Source organism: Bacillus sp. S14(2024) (genome assembly GCF_050473785.1).
In the GTDB taxonomy this organism is placed as follows: Bacteria; Bacillota; Bacilli; order Bacillales; family Bacillaceae_G; genus Bacillus_A; species Bacillus_A yunxiaonensis.
This window is the reverse complement of sequence record NZ_JBFLUP010000006.1, coordinates 1,075,688-1,091,626: the sequence shown is the minus strand read 5'-3', so window position 1 is coordinate 1,091,626 and position 15,939 is coordinate 1,075,688. Positions and strand designations below refer to the sequence as shown.

The following is a 15,939-nucleotide window of genomic DNA, read 5'->3' as shown; positions in this document are numbered from 1 at the left end:
TTTCTTATTGAAGTATGCTTTTTCGCATCATGTTGTTCACATACACTGGTCGATCCACTTTGAATTTCACGATTTGCAACGGATGTCTCGCTGCATCTAATTCGTTTCCATCCTCATCCCAAATTTTTTCCACCGTTTGTGTAAAGTTTTCAATTTCTGGTCCAAAGAACTCAACTTCATGACCTGGTTTGAAGTAGTTACGCTGCTCTATTGTTACAATGCCTGTTTCTTCATTATAATCTAACACTAAACCAGCAAAATCATACGTTGTTTTCTTACTATGATTTCCATACATTTGTTCTAAGTGCCCAGGAACTCCTTCAAAGAATGCAGGTGCTGTATCACGATTTGCACATTTATCAAGTTCTTCTAACCATTCTTGTTTAAACTCGAAGTTGTCTGGATCTGCACAATATGCATCGATTACTTTACGATACACAGTTGCAACAGTTGCAACGTAGTGAATTGATTTCATGCGCCCTTCCACTTTCAAGCTGTCAATCCCAATTTCAATCATTTTCGGGATAGATAAAATAAGATTTAAGTCTTTTGGACTCATTGCAAAAGGAGCATCCCCTTCTTTAAATAAAGGAAGTTCTTCTGCTTCTTTATGTTGCGATACTGTCTGAACTAAATCATAATCCCAGCGGCAAGATTGACAGCAACCACCGCGGTTAGAGTCACGTGCTGTCATATGATTACTTAATGTACATCTTCCAGAGTACGCAATACACATTGCACCGTGGACAAATGCCTCAATTTCAATATCAACGTGCTCTTTGATTTCTTTCATTTCTTCGTATCCTACTTCACGAGCCAATACAAGACGGTGCAGGCCTTCTTCTTTCCAATACTGCGCTGCTTTCCAGTTGGACAGTGATTGTTGTGTACTTAAATGCACTTCAACAGAAGGTGCTACACGTTTACACGTCTCAATAATAAGAGGATCTGCAACGATAATACCTGTTACACCAGCTTTTTCAATCCCTCTTAAATATTCTTCTAAGCCGTCCATATTTTCATTATGTGCAAAGATATTTGTTGTTACATATATTTTCGCACCATATTTCTTTGCAAATTCAACGCCTTCTGCCATTTCTTCTAGCGTAAAGTTACCTGCATTTGAGCGAAGACCAAATTCTTGTCCACCTAAATATACAGCATCTGCACCGTAATGAATAGCTACTTTTAATTTTTCTAAGTTACCTGCTGGTATTAATAACTCGGGTTTCTTTACAATAACACGTTTTCCGTCAATTACACGTGAAATTTCTTTGACAGTCATATGCTGAACCTCCTTTTTAATAAACAGTTTCTTTGAAGAAGAATCCTGTATCTAACGGGCGATTTACCGGTTGAATTTCTTCAATTTCTTTATATAAGTCGTCTTTTACGCCATAATACGCATCGCGATCTTCTACGCATAAATCAATAGCCTTACGATATCTCTTCGTTACTTCAACAATGTATTCTGAACTTTTTAATACACCATCAATTTTTAAGCTATCGATTTCAGCATCGATTAACTCTTCTAATTCATCGATAAAACAAATATCATTCGGACTCATAATGTGAGTGCCGTTCTCATCTTCATAGACTGGATATTTATTATTACGTTCTTTATCATGTAAAAACATGTTTTCTTCATACTTCTTCTTTTCAATTTCCATATCGCGCCCTTGATATTCAAAGTAGTTTCCTACTAAAGAACGCTTTGATTGGAACATGCATGTCATTCCGTGAATTTGTACTTCCACTTCGACTTCTGCATTTTCTTTTAATTCCACAATTTCATCTAAGCTTAATTCGCGGGCAAGAACAGCGCGTTTTGCACCTTTACGTCCCCAATAGTTACATGTAAACCAGTTTGTTGCTGTTGTTTCTGTATTCCAATGCATTTGCATACTTGGTGCAACTTCACGCACTGTCATTAATACAGCTGGATCTCCAAATACAACTGCATCTACATTTACTTCTTGTAAAAATGCCACATAATCTTTTAAAGCTTCTACTTTCTCATTATGGAACATCGCATTCATTGCAACATACACTTTCATGTTATTTTCATGTGCAATAGCTACTGTTTCTTTTACGTCTTCACGAGAAAATTCACCAGCTAAACGTAAACCAAATTTTTGTTCACCAATCATTACTGCATCTGCACCTGCTTTTGCAAGTGGTTCAATATCCGCCACTGTTCTTGGCGTTACTAACAACTCAGGTTTTTTCATTATACGTCACCCCTTCTTTTTACTCACGGCTACTCCGTCGCCAATCGGGAAAATTGTTGTATCATATCCTTCATGATTCATGAGCCACTCATTATACGTTTTAATTCTTCTAATTAACCCACGTGTACGTCTATTTTCAATGTGTTCCTTTGTCGTCACAAGACCGTGATATAGTACATTATCTGAAATAATAACGCCGCCAGGATTTAATAACGGCTCGTATATATCAAAAAAGCGACGATATTGTCCTTTTGCTGCATCAATAAAAATGACATCAAATGTGCCATGTTCTTTTACTTGCTCTCCTGTTTCTAGAGCATCTCCAAAAATAACAGAAATGCGTTCTTTTACCGGGGAACGATTTATATATTCAAGTGCTTTTTCATATCGATCCGCATTTCGCTCTACGGTGACAATACGTGAATTTGGAATGGCTTGCATCATGCGAATGCTAGAATATCCAATTGCTGTACCAAGTTCTAAGATGGTCTTTGGCTTAATTAGACGCAAAAATTGCAACATAAACTCCATGCCAAGACGATCCATAATTGGTACATGATACTCACTCGCATACTGTTCCATTTCAAGAATTAGCTCATCTTTCGGATCGATAAAAGACTGCAAATATTCATAAACTGCATCTTGTTGCTCCATAGATAGTCCTCCTTATCGCATGGAGAAGTAAAAAAGAATATTGTCTCTTTGCGGCAAGAAAAATACAAGCTCACTCTATCCTTAGCTTGTACGTCCCGTTTCTATATTAAAAACGATTCTTCTGCCAGTTTTTAACCCGCTATATTTTATCATAAAAAAGAGGGATATGCGAATTTTTCTCGCTTCCCTCAAAAAATTTACGATTGCTTTTGTGTAATATACTTTTGTTTTAACGCGTTATGCTCTTCTAGTGTTTTAGCGTAATACACTTGACCGTCTGGTGCCGCTAAGAAATAATAATACTCTGTTTGTGCAGGCTCAAGTGCTGCTTCTACTGATTTTACACTAGAATTAGAAATTGGTCCAACTGGTAATCCTTTCACAACATATGTATTATACGGAGAGTTTACTTTTAAATCCTCATATAGTACACGCTCTTTATGCTTCCCTAATGCATATAGCACTGTTGGATCTGTTTGCAGCGGCATTCCTTTTGCTAAACGATTATAAAACACACTAGCAATATTTTTCCGATCTGTATAACCCGTTGCTTCCTCTTCAATTAAAGAAGACATTGTCAATAATTGGTGAACATCCAATTGTCTTGCTTGCATTTTTTGCGCGTTTTGTTCAATCAATTTATTTGTTTTATCAAGCATTGGCGTTACGATTTCTTCTAACGTTACTTGCTTTTTATAGTACGGGTATGTAGCTGGATATAAATACCCTTCTAATGGATACTTAATATTGCTATCAAAAATTTTATTAGTAAGCAATGTTGGATACTTCTGCTGGAGTTTTTGCACAAATGCTTTATCATTCAACTGACGAATAACATCTTCTTTGTTTAATTTAAATTCCTTAGCAATTGTATCTGCAATTTCAACAACTTGTGCCCCCTCTTTAACTGTCACTTTATAAGCAACTGGACGATGCACATTACCAGATGACATTTGTCCCATTATTTCATCTACATTCATCGATGGGTTTAACAAATATGTACCAGCTTGTAAATTTTGAGACTTCATTTTTGCGTATAAACCAAATATAGTTCCGTTTTTTACAATTCCTTTGTCTTCCAAAATCTCTCCTACCTTACTTGTAGAAGAACCTTTTGGAATTTCCACTTCAATTTCCTTTTTACTCTCTGCATTAAGCGGCTTTAAAGCTGAAGCAATATATGCATATGCAGAACCACAAACAACAAGCAATGCAATGAAAATGGCTGCAATTACTCTTCTTCGTTTTTTTGTTTTCATTTGATTCACTACCCTATGCCCTCCTTATTCCAAATTGTATAATGTACTCGCCTACTCTATACAACAACTTACGAAATACTAAAAAACATGTCTATTCTTTAGACATGTTTTTTCTTTTTTCAACAACCTGTATTATTATACTACAAATAACGATCTGCTTTCGACAAAAAATCTTTCATTCATCTTACAAATATAACAAACAAACTGATTTCAATATGAAATCAGTTTGTTTGCACTTACTATATTATTCTTCGCCTTCTTCTTCCTCAGCAAGAGTGTTAAACATTTCTTGTACCATTTCCCACTCTTCTTCTGATTCGATTGGAAGTAATGTTCCGCCAGATTCTTCTTCGTTTTGCTCGAAAGCCATTGCATCATAAATTGGATCGCCATCTTCGTCAACTTCACCGATTGGTGAGAATACTACGTAAGATTTTTTACCAAATTTTTCAGCATCAAAAGTGAAAATAATTTCACATAGATGTTCGTTACCTTTTTCGTCAACAATTGTAATTTGATTTTCTTCCATTATGGTCACCTCTTATTTACTATCTAAATATCCTTGCAAAATTACGACAGCTGCCATCTTATCAATGACTTGCTTTCGTTTTTTTCGGCTTACATCTGCCGAAATGAGCAGGCGCTCCGCTGCCATTGTTGACAAGCGTTCGTCCCACAGTACAACTTCCAATTGCACGAGCTCACCCAATTTTTCTGCAAATTGCTGACAAGCCACGCCGCGCGGACCGATTGTACCATTCATGTTTTTTGGCAATCCTACTACTATCTTGTCCACATTGTACTGTTTTACTAACTCTGAAATACGATTAAAACCAAATTCGCCTCTTTCTTCGTTAATTTTAATCGTTTCCAAGCCTTGTGCTGTCCAGCCCATCTCATCGCTTATTGCAACGCCGACTGTTTTTGTCCCAACATCTAAACCTAATATACGCATAAACTACTCCTCACGATGATGCTTCAAATAAGACTTTACAAGCTCCTCAATCAGTTCATCACGTTCTAGCTTACGAATAATATTGCGAGCATCTTTATGACGAGGTATGTATGCTGGATCTCCACTTAATAAATAACCGACGATTTGATTAATCGGATTATATCCTTTTTCTTGAAGTGCATCATACACAGTTAATAGTACGTCATTGACATGGACATTTTGTTTTTCTTCTTGGAAGTTAAACTTCATCGTTTTATCGAACCCGTCCATTTTTAAGCACCTCACTTTACTAGGTATAGGGAGAAAGATATCCCTTCTCCCTACTATTGTACACTACTATCTCTTTATTTTGAAACAGATTTAACGTACTCTTCTACAAATGCAAGTGCATCCTCTACTTGTGCTGGATTTTTACCACCAGCTTGCGCCATATCAGGACGACCGCCGCCGCCACCGCCGCAACGAGATGCTACCTCTTTAACAAGTTTACCAGCATGGTATCCTTGCTCAATTAAATCTTTCGTTACACCAGCAAGAATGTTGACCTTATCATCGTTTACAGCTGTAAGCACGATAACTGCAGATTGTAATTTGTTCTTTAAGTCATCCATCATTGTACGTAAGTTATTCATATCTGCAACATTTACTTTTGTTGCAAGTACATTTACACCATCCACTGTACGCACTGCATCTGTTAAGTTACCAGCTTCAATGTTGCTTAGTTTTGCTGCAAGAGACTCATTTTCTTTTTGCAGTTGTTTTACTTCAGCAAATAAGCCATCCACTCTTGTTAAAATATCTTTCGGATTTGTTTTCATTTTGTTTGCTGCTTCTTTTAATAAACCAACTTGTTCGTTCATTAATTCATATGCAGCTTTTCCTGTTACCGCTTCAATACGACGCGTTCCTGCTCCAATACCAGATTCAGCAACGATTTTGAAAATACCAATAGATGCTGTGTTATCTACATGACAACCACCGCAAAGCTCTAAGCTATAATCACCTACTTGTACAACGCGTACAACATCTCCGTATTTTTCACCGAATAGTGCCATTGCACCCATCGCTTTTGCTTCTTCAATTGCTTTTTGAGAAATGTCTACTGTGATACTTTCCCAAATTTTCTCGTTTACAATACGCTCAATTTTTTCAAGTTCATCAGCTTGTACTTGACCGAAGTGAGAGAAGTCAAAACGTAAACGCTCTGATGTTACAAGAGATCCTGCTTGGTTTACGTGTCCGCCAAGTACATCTTTTAGCGCTTGATGCAGAAGGTGAGTTGCCGTATGGTTTTTCACGATTGCTGCGCGGTTTTTCGTATCGATTAACGTTTTTACTGCTGCATCTTTTGTTAATGTTCCTTCTTCTACAACTACTTTGTGTAAGTTTTGACCATTAGGCGCTTTTTGTACATCTTTTACAAGTACTTTTACGCCATCAGCAAGAAGATAACCACGGTCAGCAATCTGTCCGCCGCTCTCAGCGTAGAATGGTGTTACATCTAACATTAATTGTCCTTCTTCACCTGCTTGTAGGCTATCTGTGAACTCACCATTCTTCACAAGTGCAACAACGTTACTTTCTGTAGCTACAGAATCATAACCAATAAATTCGCTCGCTACTTTAATTTCACCAAGAACGCCGCCTTGTACTTGCATTGAATCAACGTCTTGACGAGCTGCACGTGCGCGCTCACGTTGTTTTTCCATCTCTGCTTCAAAACCTTCATGATCAACTGTCATGCCAGCTTCTTCTGCATATTCTTCTGTTAATTCAATTGGGAAACCATATGTGTCATATAGACGGAATGCGTCTTCGCCAGAAATAACAGTTGATTTTTCTTCTTTTGCTTTTCCAATCACTTCAGCTAAGATTGCTTCGCCGTCATGAAGTGTTTCATGGAAACGCTCCTCTTCATTTTTCACAACGCGTGCAATAAAGTCTTTCTTCTCAAGAACTTCTGGGTAGAAATCCTTCATTACTTCGCCAACTACTGGTACTAATTCATACATAAATGGACGACTAACATTTAATTTCTTCGCATAACGTACAGCGCGGCGTAATAAACGACGTAATACATAACCACGGCCTTCGTTAGAAGGAAGAGCTCCGTCTCCAACTGCAAATGTTACAGTACGAATATGGTCAGCAATTACTTTAAACGCTGTATCTTGTTCATGATTGCCAGCGCGGTATTTTTCACCAGAAATTGCTTCTGTTGCACCGATAATTGGCATAAATAAGTCTGTGTCAAAGTTCGTTGGCACATTTTGAACAACAGATGCCATACGCTCAAGACCCATCCCTGTATCAATGTTTTTCTTCGGAAGCGGCGTATATGTACCGTCAGGGTTATGATTGAATTGTGAGAATACAAGGTTCCATACTTCTAAATAACGTTCATTTTCTCCACCTGGATATAATTCTGGATCGCTAAAATCGTTACCGTAAGCTTCTCCGCGGTCGTAGAAAATTTCTGTGTTCGGTCCACTTGGGCCTTCACCAATATCCCAGAAGTTTTCTTCTAAACGGATAATGCGCTCTTTTGGCACACCCATTTTCTCGTGCCAAATTTGGAATGCTTCTTCATCTTCTGGATGGATTGTTACAGATAAAAGTTCTTTATCGAAACCAATCCATTTGTCGCTCGTTAAAAACTCCCAAGCCCATGTAATTGCTTCTTCTTTGAAGTAATCCCCAATTGAGAAGTTCCCTAACATTTCAAAGAATGTATGGTGACGAGCTGTTTTCCCTACATTTTCAATATCGTTTGTACGAATTGATTTTTGCGCATTTGTAATGCGCGGGTTTTGTGGAATTACGCGGCCATCAAAATATTTTTTCAGCGTTGCAACCCCACTATTAATCCATAAAAGAGATGGATCTTCGTGCGGAACTAATGATGCACTCGGTTCTACTGCATGTCCTTTTTCTTGGAAAAAATCTAAAAACATTTGACGAATTTGTGCGCCTGTTAAGTGTTTCATATGTATTTCCTCCTTCATTAAAATCAATTAAAAAACAAAAAACTCCCGTCCCCTATAACAGGGACGAGAGTTGACTCGCGTTACCACCCTGATTATGAAATAAAAAGCGGAAGTGTCTTACTTTTGGACACGACGGCTAGATTGCACATCCTAATAATATGCATATATTTCATCACCTCAAGTTGCCGTAACGTGGCAAGACGGCAGGGATTAGCTGCTCTCAGGAATAGCGTTCTGTTACCCTTCATTTGAAGCTTCTCTCAGCCTAAGGAAGCTTCTCTCTGCAAAATGGACTGTAACATACTCGTTCCGTCATTAATTTATCATATACTATATGCACAAATTGTAGCGAATCCGTTTCCATTTGTCAATGTTTCCAAAATAGCTTGGTATGGACAATAATGGTACGAAGAACCGCTAACAGTGGTACGGATAATAAGAGTCCTACAATGCCGCCAATTTCACCTCCAACAAGCAGTGCAAGCATAATAATAACAGGGTGCATCCGCAGAGATCTTCCTACAATATAGGGGGACAAAATATTACTCTCAACAAATTGTAAAATGGCAAGCGCAATTCCAGCTTTAATAACTAAATTCGTTGATACTGTCGCGGCAATCATTAATGTTGGAATCGCCCCTAAAATAGGACCGAAGTATGGGATAATATCAGTAACTCCAACGATAATCCCTAAAAGAAGCGGATACTTCATTCCGATAAACCAAAATGCCAGCGCAGAGACCCCTCCTAAAATTAAACAAACAAATAATTGTCCGCGAATATAATTTCCAAGCGACTTATCAATTTCTTTTGCTAACTGCTGACCATCCTTACGCCACTTACTCGGTACAAGCTTCCAAAAAATATGATAAAATTCACCGTAGTCTTTTAATATGTAAAATACGATAAATGGAATTAAAAAAATAATAAGAAGTGAATCAAGTATGCCTCTTGCCGTACTCATCACTTTATTTAAAAGCGCTTGTATCTTTCCCTCAACCCCTGCAAAGATTTGTTTAATTTTCTCATTCACGAACTCAGGAAAATTTTCAGTTTGCTCTGTTATTCCATCCGACCATGTTTCATACATGCTCACAAATTGCGGAAATTGCTCGTTCATTTCTTGCAACTGTGCAATAACAGCTGGCGTTCCTTTATACACACCATATCCAAGACCGCCAAAGAAAAGAATGTAAATGAGTAAAATGGCAAATGTACGCGGCATGCCTTTTTCATGCAATTTTTCAATAAGCGGATGCAGCAAATAAGCAATAAAACAAGCGATGAAAAATGGTGTAACGGCGACTTTAATCACAAATAAAATCGGTGCCCAAAGCGGCTTAATTTTCAAAAAGACGAGCAAACATAAAAAAATCAGCAATAATAAACCTAACCGGTAAATCCAAATAATTTTAAGATTCTTCAATAGAAAAACCTCCTCTATTTCTTAGTTTGAAGAGAAATAAAGAAGGTTATGTGTAAAAATTAAAAAACTCCGCCATGCCGGGATTTTTTTGTAGGTATTCTTACTGTTTTGTAGAAAGATACATATACTCAAACTAACAAGTGCAATTTCATATCATTTCTTGTCCTCACTATTATTTATCCCGCTATTTTTGGGCAGTAAGATCTCCACCCTAAGATTCAAAGAGAAACGAGGAAGATAGGTGGGGGACAACTTCCCGCAAAAGTCCGATTAGTTCAACAAAGTTAGGAGGCGCAAAATGGTTTGGTTGATGCTGGGACTTTCCGCACTTTGCATGCTATTAGAATGGATATGTATTGGGTTTGGCATTTGGAAAGGATTTTTCATTCCCTCTTCAAAACAAGAACGTGCCAGGCATCTCTGTTACTACAGTATACTAGGGCTTGGCTGCTACGGACTTTCTCATCTTTTCTCTCAAATCGGATTATTTTACCTCTACATAAGCACATAAAAAAGCTCCCTAAAATTAGGGAGCTTCTTCGCATCTGAAACATGCATGTATAATGAGAATTATAAATAAGATTTAAGCATCTTACGTGCTTTTTTCATATTTCGTCTTGAAAATACATCTTGCTTACGTGCATATCGATATGCTGCTGCTCCTACACCTAATGCAATTAATGATGAGCGCAATTTCAAAGTTAACACTCTCCTTATTAACCGATTGTTCGTTCGTTCTCATCAAACAAATCATCTAAAGAACTTAATGAACCGTCTTCCTCGACTTGATGTGTATGAATTTTCCCCTTTGAAATCGATAATTCAATAAAGCAGTTCCAGCAATAATATTGATTCACACCTATTTTTCCAATATCTTTTCCTTTACAGTTTGGACAACTGAACATATGGCGTTCATCTCCTTACAATCTCCCGTATTCTATTACGCCATTATGTCCAAACTATATATGTTTATACATGATAAGAACTGCATTACACTATATAATTTCACCTCGTTACATAAAATCATACGGTGAAATGTTTTCCACATCGAGACCCTCTTCTGTCATAATCTCAATTGCTTCTGCTTTTCCTTGCAATCTGTCGCATAGTGTTGTTTGACGAAGCGCATCATCAAGGCGACTTACACCAGATTGAAAAGCAGTTTCCTCGCCGCAAATAATTAAAAACTTTTTACTACGTGTAATTCCTGTATAAATTAAATTACGGCGCAACATGCGGTAATAACTTTTTACAACCGGCATAATCACAATCGGAAATTCACTTCCTTGTGATTTATGAATAGAACAGCAATACGCATGTGTAATTTGGTTTAAATCTGCTTTTGTATACGTTACTTCAATACCGTCAAAAGAAACAACAACCATATCTTGCTGTTCTACGTTTTCTTTCGCATAGAACACTGAAACAATTTCGCCAATATCGCCGTTAAATACTTGACTTTCCGGCTGATTGACAAGTTGAAGCACTTTATCTCCAGCCCTATACACAACCTCGCCATATGCAATTTCACGGCTTTTTTCTTTTTTCGGATTAAACACTTCTTGCAGCGCTTCATTTAACGTATTAATACCTGCCGGCCCCTTGTACATAGGAGCTAACACTTGTACATCACGTGCACTAAATCCTTTTGTTTTTGCATTTTCACACACTTGCTTAACAACCTCAACAATTTGCGTACTTGCACACGCAATAAACGAACGATCTTTTTTATTTTGTGTTACATCAGGAGGTAACACACCCTTTTTAATCGCATGAGCAAGCTGAATAACAGATGAACCTTCCGCCTGTCTATATATTTCCGTAAGCTTTACCGTTGGAATAACACTGGATTCTAATAGATCTTTCAACACTTGTCCAGGACCAACAGATGGTAATTGATCTTCATCTCCAACGATGATGACTTGAATGGTAGATGGCAATGATTTGAACAATTGATTCGCAAGCCAAATATCAACCATGGAAAACTCATCAATAATAAGTAATTTCCCTTTAACAGGATCGTGCTCATTACGTTGAAACGATCCTTCGGGTGTCCATCCAAGCAGACGATGGATTGTACAAGCAGGCAATCCTGTTGATTCACTCATACGCTTTGCTGCACGGCCTGTCGGTGCTGTTAATAAAATAGGGAACGGATTGTCATCACTATAATCCTTCGGGTCTAATGATAACCCATGAAGAGAAGCATACATTTCAACAATCCCTTTAATAACAGTCGTCTTTCCTGTACCAGGACCTCCTGTTAAAATCATCATCGGTTTATGAAGAGCTGTTTGAATCCCTTCTTGCTGAAGCGGTGCATATTGCACGCCGAGCTGCTCTTCAATTTTTCCGAGTGTTAACAACAGCTCCGATTCAGGAAAGGAAGGAAGTTCTTCTTGGCCAAGTAAACGATTGATAGAAGCTACAACACCTTTTTCAGAATAATACAAGGAGGCTAAATATACACGCTCATCTTCTATAATAATTTTGCCTTCTCCCTGCATCATTTCTGCGCATTGCAAAACATCTTCTTCTGTAACAGACGTTTCTTGGTTATTTAACAACTCCATCGTTTGTTGCACTAACTGCTCTCTTTTCATATACACATGACCTTCTTGCAGCGAAACGTGCTCTAATGTATAGAAGCATCCTGCTCGTACACGATCGGCATGATTACCAGAGATGCCAAGCGCGCGGCCAATATCATCAGCTCGTCCAAACCCAATACCATCTACCTCTTCAATCAGCTGATACGGATTATTCCGAATAACTTCAAGTGTCATTTCTTTATACTGTTGATAAATTTTAATAGAAAGCTTCGTTCCAAATCCATAACCGTTTAGAAAGCTCATCACTTTTTCAAGGCCTTGATGTTCAATAATCGTTTCGTATATTTCTTGTGCTTTTTGCTTATTTACAATCCCGTCCAAAGCTGCGGGATCATCCATAATTTTCGAAATCGCATGTTCACCAAGATGATCAACAATTTTTTCCGCTGTTCGTTTCCCGATTCCTTTAAATAAATCGCTCGCTAAATATTGCACCATTCCTGTTTTTGTTTGCGGTAATTCCTTTTTAAACGTTTCAATATGATATTGTTTCCCGTACTTTGGATGATCTTTAAAATGACCTGTTAGTGTAAACACTTCATCTTCGTGCATTCGGGGAAAGTGACCTGTTATCATGACCTTTTTTTCGTCATATGTTTCGTTCGTTTCAATAATTTTCATACTGACAACGGAATAGAGGTTTTCTTCGTTGTGGAAAATGGTATGAAGAACTTGTGCTTTTATAAACTTCTGCTCTTCCTCAAACAAATCCATTGCATGTTGATTTCCCATTTTGCCCCTCCTTCCATTTTATGCGTCTTGCTCTAATAAACGAATGCCGTTACCCGCTAAAAAGTGATCCGGTTGAATGGCTACAGCTTTCTTAAACATCACAAGCGCCTTCTCGCTATTTTCCTCAAACGCATATACTACACCTAAATTGTAATAAGCATCTGCATGTTCTTCATCAAGTGCTACAACTTTTTCAAAATAAGGTTTTGCTTCTTTTACATGTTCTAGGCGTGCAAAGCATAATCCGCATTGAAAAATCGCTTCAACATCACCTTCATTTAACTCAGCTGCACGCTGTAAAAACGGCAGCGCTAAACGATCGTTTCCAAGCTGAACATATGTAATGCCAAGCATAAACGAAACATCTCCCGTTTGCAGCCCTGCTTGCATCGCTTTCTCAAATGCTTCTTTCGCCTGTGCAAAAAGCTCTTGCTGGAAATATATATTTCCTAATCCATAATACGCTGTAGCAGATTTTTCATCTAATTCAATCGCACGTTTATAAAAGGCAACAGCACGCTCACTGTCTCCTAATACATCTAATAAATTTGCAAAGTTAATATAACCAAGTGCATCTTTTGGATTTTCCTCAATGGCCTCTGTAAAATTCTTTGCTGCTTCTTCCCAGTTTCCTTCTTGCATATATTGAATGCCTGTTTCAAGCTTGTTTGACATATTTTTCACCTCTACAACAAATTATAACAAAGAATCTATTTTTCGAGCGAACGAAAATTCGCCTTTACTAAAAAGAAACCTCTGACCATTATAAGGCAGAGGTTTTTCTTTCTTATCCTAAATAATCAAGTTTCTTACCATTACGGTATACTTCATCGATTGTTGCGCCGCCTAAGCACTCATCTCCATCATAGAAGACCACTGCTTGTCCAGGTGTAATAGCACGAATTGGCTCATCACAAAGAATGCGAATTGTATTCTCATCAACAATTTGAACCGTTACAGCGTTATCCTCTTGACGATAGCGGAATTTCGCTGTACATGTAAATTCTTTTTCTTTCGGCTTATTGCTTACCCAGCTTACATTTGTAGCAAATACTTCATCACCATATAACAGCTCGTTGTGGAATCCCTGTTCTACATATAAAATGTTTTCTTTCAAGTTCTTCCCAACAGCAAACCACGGATCCCCATTGCCACCAATACCAAGGCCATGACGTTGTCCAATTGTATAATACATTAAACCGTCATGTTTCCCTTTGACTTCGCCAGATAATGTTTGCATCTTACCTGGCTGCGCTGGTAAATAGTTACTTAAAAAGTCTTTAAAATTGCGCTCGCCAATAAAGCAAATACCTGTGCTATCTTTTTTCGCTGCTGTTGCTAAACCTGCTTCTTTCGCCATTTCACGAATTTGCGGTTTCTTTAACTCACCAAGTGGAAACATCGTTTTTGATAATTGGTCTTGGCTCAGTTGATTTAAGAAATATGTTTGATCTTTATTATCATCAACGCCGCGCAGCATTTTATATTCACCATCAATATACGCTACACGTGCATAGTGCCCTGTTGCTACATAATCTGCCCCAAGCTCCATTGCATGGTCTAAAAATGCTTTAAATTTAATTTCTTTATTACACATTACATCTGGGTTCGGGGTACGGCCAGCACGGTATTCATCTAAAAAATACGTAAATACTTTATCCCAATATTGCTTTTCAAAATTGACTGCATAATATGGGATTCCAATTTGGTTACATACTTCAATCACATCGTTATAATCTTCTGTTGCTGTACATACGCCATTTTCGTCCGTATCATCCCAGTTTTTCATAAAAATTCCGATTACATCATAGCCTTGCTTTTTTAATAACATCGCTGCTACAGATGAATCAACGCCACCGGACATCCCAATGACAACGCGTGTTTCGTGAGGTAGTTTGTTCATCACGTCACCTCCTATATTAATTTTGTGTTAATCGTTTTACGATCTTCACTGTTTCGTACGCTGCTTTTTCTACTTGTTCTTTCGTATTGCCAAGTCCAAAGCTAAACCGCACGGATGAACGTATTTTATCGGATTCTTTTCCGAACATCGCTACGAGCACATGTGATGGATCAATAGAGCCAGCCGTACAAGCAGATCCGCTTGAAACCGCAACTCCCGCTAAGTCTAAGTTCATAAGGAATGACTCAATATTCATTCCTGTAAAACTTATATTTAACACATGTGGTAAGCAATGTCCGAAGTTTCCGTTTACCTCGAAAGTAATGTCTTCTTGTTTCAAGACAGATATCATTATATCTTTAAATCCCTTGTATTGGGCAATTTTTTGCTCACGAGCTTGCTCCGCTAACAAAACAGCTTGCTGAAGCCCAACAATTCCCGGTACATTTTCTGTGCCAGCGCGGCGTTTTCGTTCTTGCTCTCCACCTGTTAATAGCGGTTCAAATTTCACATGCTGTCCTGCATATAAAAAGCCGACACCTTTTGGACCGTTAATTTTATGAGAAGAGATTGATAACAAATCAATGCCAAGCTCTTTCACATCAATTACTGTTAAACCGTATGCTTGTACTGCATCTGTATGAAAATAAGCACCGTGTTCTTTCAATAGAGCGCCAATTTCTCCTATCGGCTGCACTGTACCAACTTCATTATTTCCAAACATAATCGAGACAAGAATCGTTTGATCTGTTAATGCCTCTTGCAAATCAGAAATATGGATACGCCCTGTTTCATCAACAGGTAAATACGTCACTTCAAACCCTTCTTGCTCTAGCACATTACATGTATGCAAAATCGCATGGTGCTCAATTGCAGTCGTAATAATGTGATTTCCTTTCTTACGATTCGCACGGGCTACGCCTAAAAGCGCTAAATTATCAGCCTCTGTACCACCGCTTGTAAAAATAATTTCATTTGGATTTGCATGGATGCTCCGTGCACACGTACGTCTTGCTTCATCAACTGCATGACGGCCTTGGCGCCCAAAAAAGTGGATGCTTGAAGGGTTACCAAATGCTTCTGTCATATATGGAATCATCTTTTCGACTACTTCTGGGTGAGCCGGAGATGTCGCAGCATGATCTAAATAAATGCGTTCCATCATATCTCCTTCTTTCCA

General features: G+C 38.1%; 16 protein-coding genes. 1 reads left to right on the top strand and 15 read right to left on the bottom strand.

Features of this window, described 5'->3' with window-relative positions:
• Positions 1–4: 4 nt before the first annotated feature.
• The 9 genes from AB1279_RS05790 to AB1279_RS05750 form a co-directional block, all read right to left on the bottom strand.
• Positions 5–1,285 (bottom strand): peptidase U32 family protein, encoded by a 1,281-nt coding sequence (locus AB1279_RS05790; protein WP_429753773.1) that lies wholly within the window; start codon positions 1,283–1,285, stop codon positions 5–7.
• 16 nt (positions 1,286–1,301) lie between these two features.
• Positions 1,302–2,231, bottom strand: a complete 930-nt coding sequence (locus tag AB1279_RS05785) for a peptidase U32 family protein (RefSeq protein ID WP_429758133.1) — start codon at positions 2,229–2,231, stop codon at positions 1,302–1,304.
• A gap of 6 nt (positions 2,232–2,237) precedes the next feature.
• Positions 2,238–2,885, bottom strand: coding sequence for an O-methyltransferase (locus tag AB1279_RS05780; RefSeq protein WP_429758132.1), 648 nt, complete (start codon positions 2,883–2,885; stop codon positions 2,238–2,240).
• Between the two features lie 197 nt (positions 2,886–3,082).
• Positions 3,083–4,144, bottom strand: coding sequence for an endolytic transglycosylase MltG (gene mltG / locus AB1279_RS05775; protein WP_429761306.1), 1,062 nt, complete (start codon positions 4,142–4,144; stop codon positions 3,083–3,085).
• Positions 4,145–4,388: 244 nt separating this feature from the next.
• Complete coding sequence (locus AB1279_RS05770) at positions 4,389–4,673, bottom strand: DUF1292 domain-containing protein (RefSeq protein ID WP_336481765.1); 285 nt, start codon at positions 4,671–4,673, stop codon at positions 4,389–4,391.
• A 12-nt stretch (positions 4,674–4,685) separates the two neighbouring features.
• Positions 4,686–5,099 (bottom strand): Holliday junction resolvase RuvX, encoded by a 414-nt coding sequence (gene ruvX, locus AB1279_RS05765; protein WP_429753769.1) that lies wholly within the window; start codon positions 5,097–5,099, stop codon positions 4,686–4,688.
• 3 nt (positions 5,100–5,102) lie between these two features.
• Complete coding sequence (locus AB1279_RS05760; RefSeq protein ID WP_035434175.1) at positions 5,103–5,369, bottom strand: IreB family regulatory phosphoprotein; 267 nt, start codon at positions 5,367–5,369, stop codon at positions 5,103–5,105.
• Positions 5,370–5,443: 74 nt separating this feature from the next.
• Positions 5,444–8,086 carry an alanine--tRNA ligase gene (gene alaS / locus AB1279_RS05755; RefSeq protein ID WP_429758131.1) on the bottom strand — a complete coding sequence of 881 codons (2,643 nt, stop codon included), beginning with the start codon at positions 8,084–8,086 and terminating at the stop codon, positions 5,444–5,446.
• Between the two features lie 367 nt (positions 8,087–8,453).
• Positions 8,454–9,530: an AI-2E family transporter gene (locus tag AB1279_RS05750; RefSeq protein ID WP_429754434.1), complete on the bottom strand. Its 1,077-nt coding sequence runs from the start codon at positions 9,528–9,530 to the stop codon at positions 8,454–8,456.
• Positions 9,531–9,810: 280 nt separating this feature from the next.
• On the opposite strand from AB1279_RS05750, the gene AB1279_RS05745 reads away from it, so the two are divergent.
• On the top strand, positions 9,811–10,023 hold the full coding sequence (locus tag AB1279_RS05745) for a hypothetical protein (protein ID WP_429753767.1): 213 nt from the start codon (positions 9,811–9,813) through the stop codon (positions 10,021–10,023).
• Positions 10,024–10,082: 59 nt separating this feature from the next.
• On the opposite strand, the gene AB1279_RS05740 is transcribed toward AB1279_RS05745, so the two are convergent.
• The 6 genes from AB1279_RS05740 to AB1279_RS05715 form a co-directional block, all read right to left on the bottom strand.
• On the bottom strand, positions 10,083–10,211 hold the full coding sequence (locus AB1279_RS05740; protein ID WP_429758130.1) for a YrzQ family protein: 129 nt from the start codon (positions 10,209–10,211) through the stop codon (positions 10,083–10,085).
• A 17-nt stretch (positions 10,212–10,228) separates the two neighbouring features.
• Positions 10,229–10,417, bottom strand: coding sequence for a hypothetical protein (locus AB1279_RS05735; RefSeq protein WP_020060848.1), 189 nt, complete (start codon positions 10,415–10,417; stop codon positions 10,229–10,231).
• A 108-nt stretch (positions 10,418–10,525) separates the two neighbouring features.
• Positions 10,526–12,856 carry an SF1B family DNA helicase RecD2 gene (gene recD2, locus AB1279_RS05730; RefSeq protein WP_429758129.1) on the bottom strand — a complete coding sequence of 777 codons (2,331 nt, stop codon included), beginning with the start codon at positions 12,854–12,856 and terminating at the stop codon, positions 10,526–10,528.
• 18 nt (positions 12,857–12,874) lie between these two features.
• Positions 12,875–13,531 (bottom strand): tetratricopeptide repeat protein, encoded by a 657-nt coding sequence (locus AB1279_RS05725; protein ID WP_429758128.1) that lies wholly within the window; start codon positions 13,529–13,531, stop codon positions 12,875–12,877.
• Positions 13,532–13,643: 112 nt separating this feature from the next.
• Positions 13,644–14,759 carry a tRNA 2-thiouridine(34) synthase MnmA gene (gene mnmA / locus AB1279_RS05720; protein ID WP_429758127.1) on the bottom strand — a complete coding sequence of 372 codons (1,116 nt, stop codon included), beginning with the start codon at positions 14,757–14,759 and terminating at the stop codon, positions 13,644–13,646.
• A 16-nt stretch (positions 14,760–14,775) separates the two neighbouring features.
• Positions 14,776–15,921, bottom strand: coding sequence for a cysteine desulfurase family protein (locus AB1279_RS05715; protein WP_429761305.1), 1,146 nt, complete (start codon positions 15,919–15,921; stop codon positions 14,776–14,778).
• Positions 15,922–15,939 lie beyond the last annotated feature (18 nt).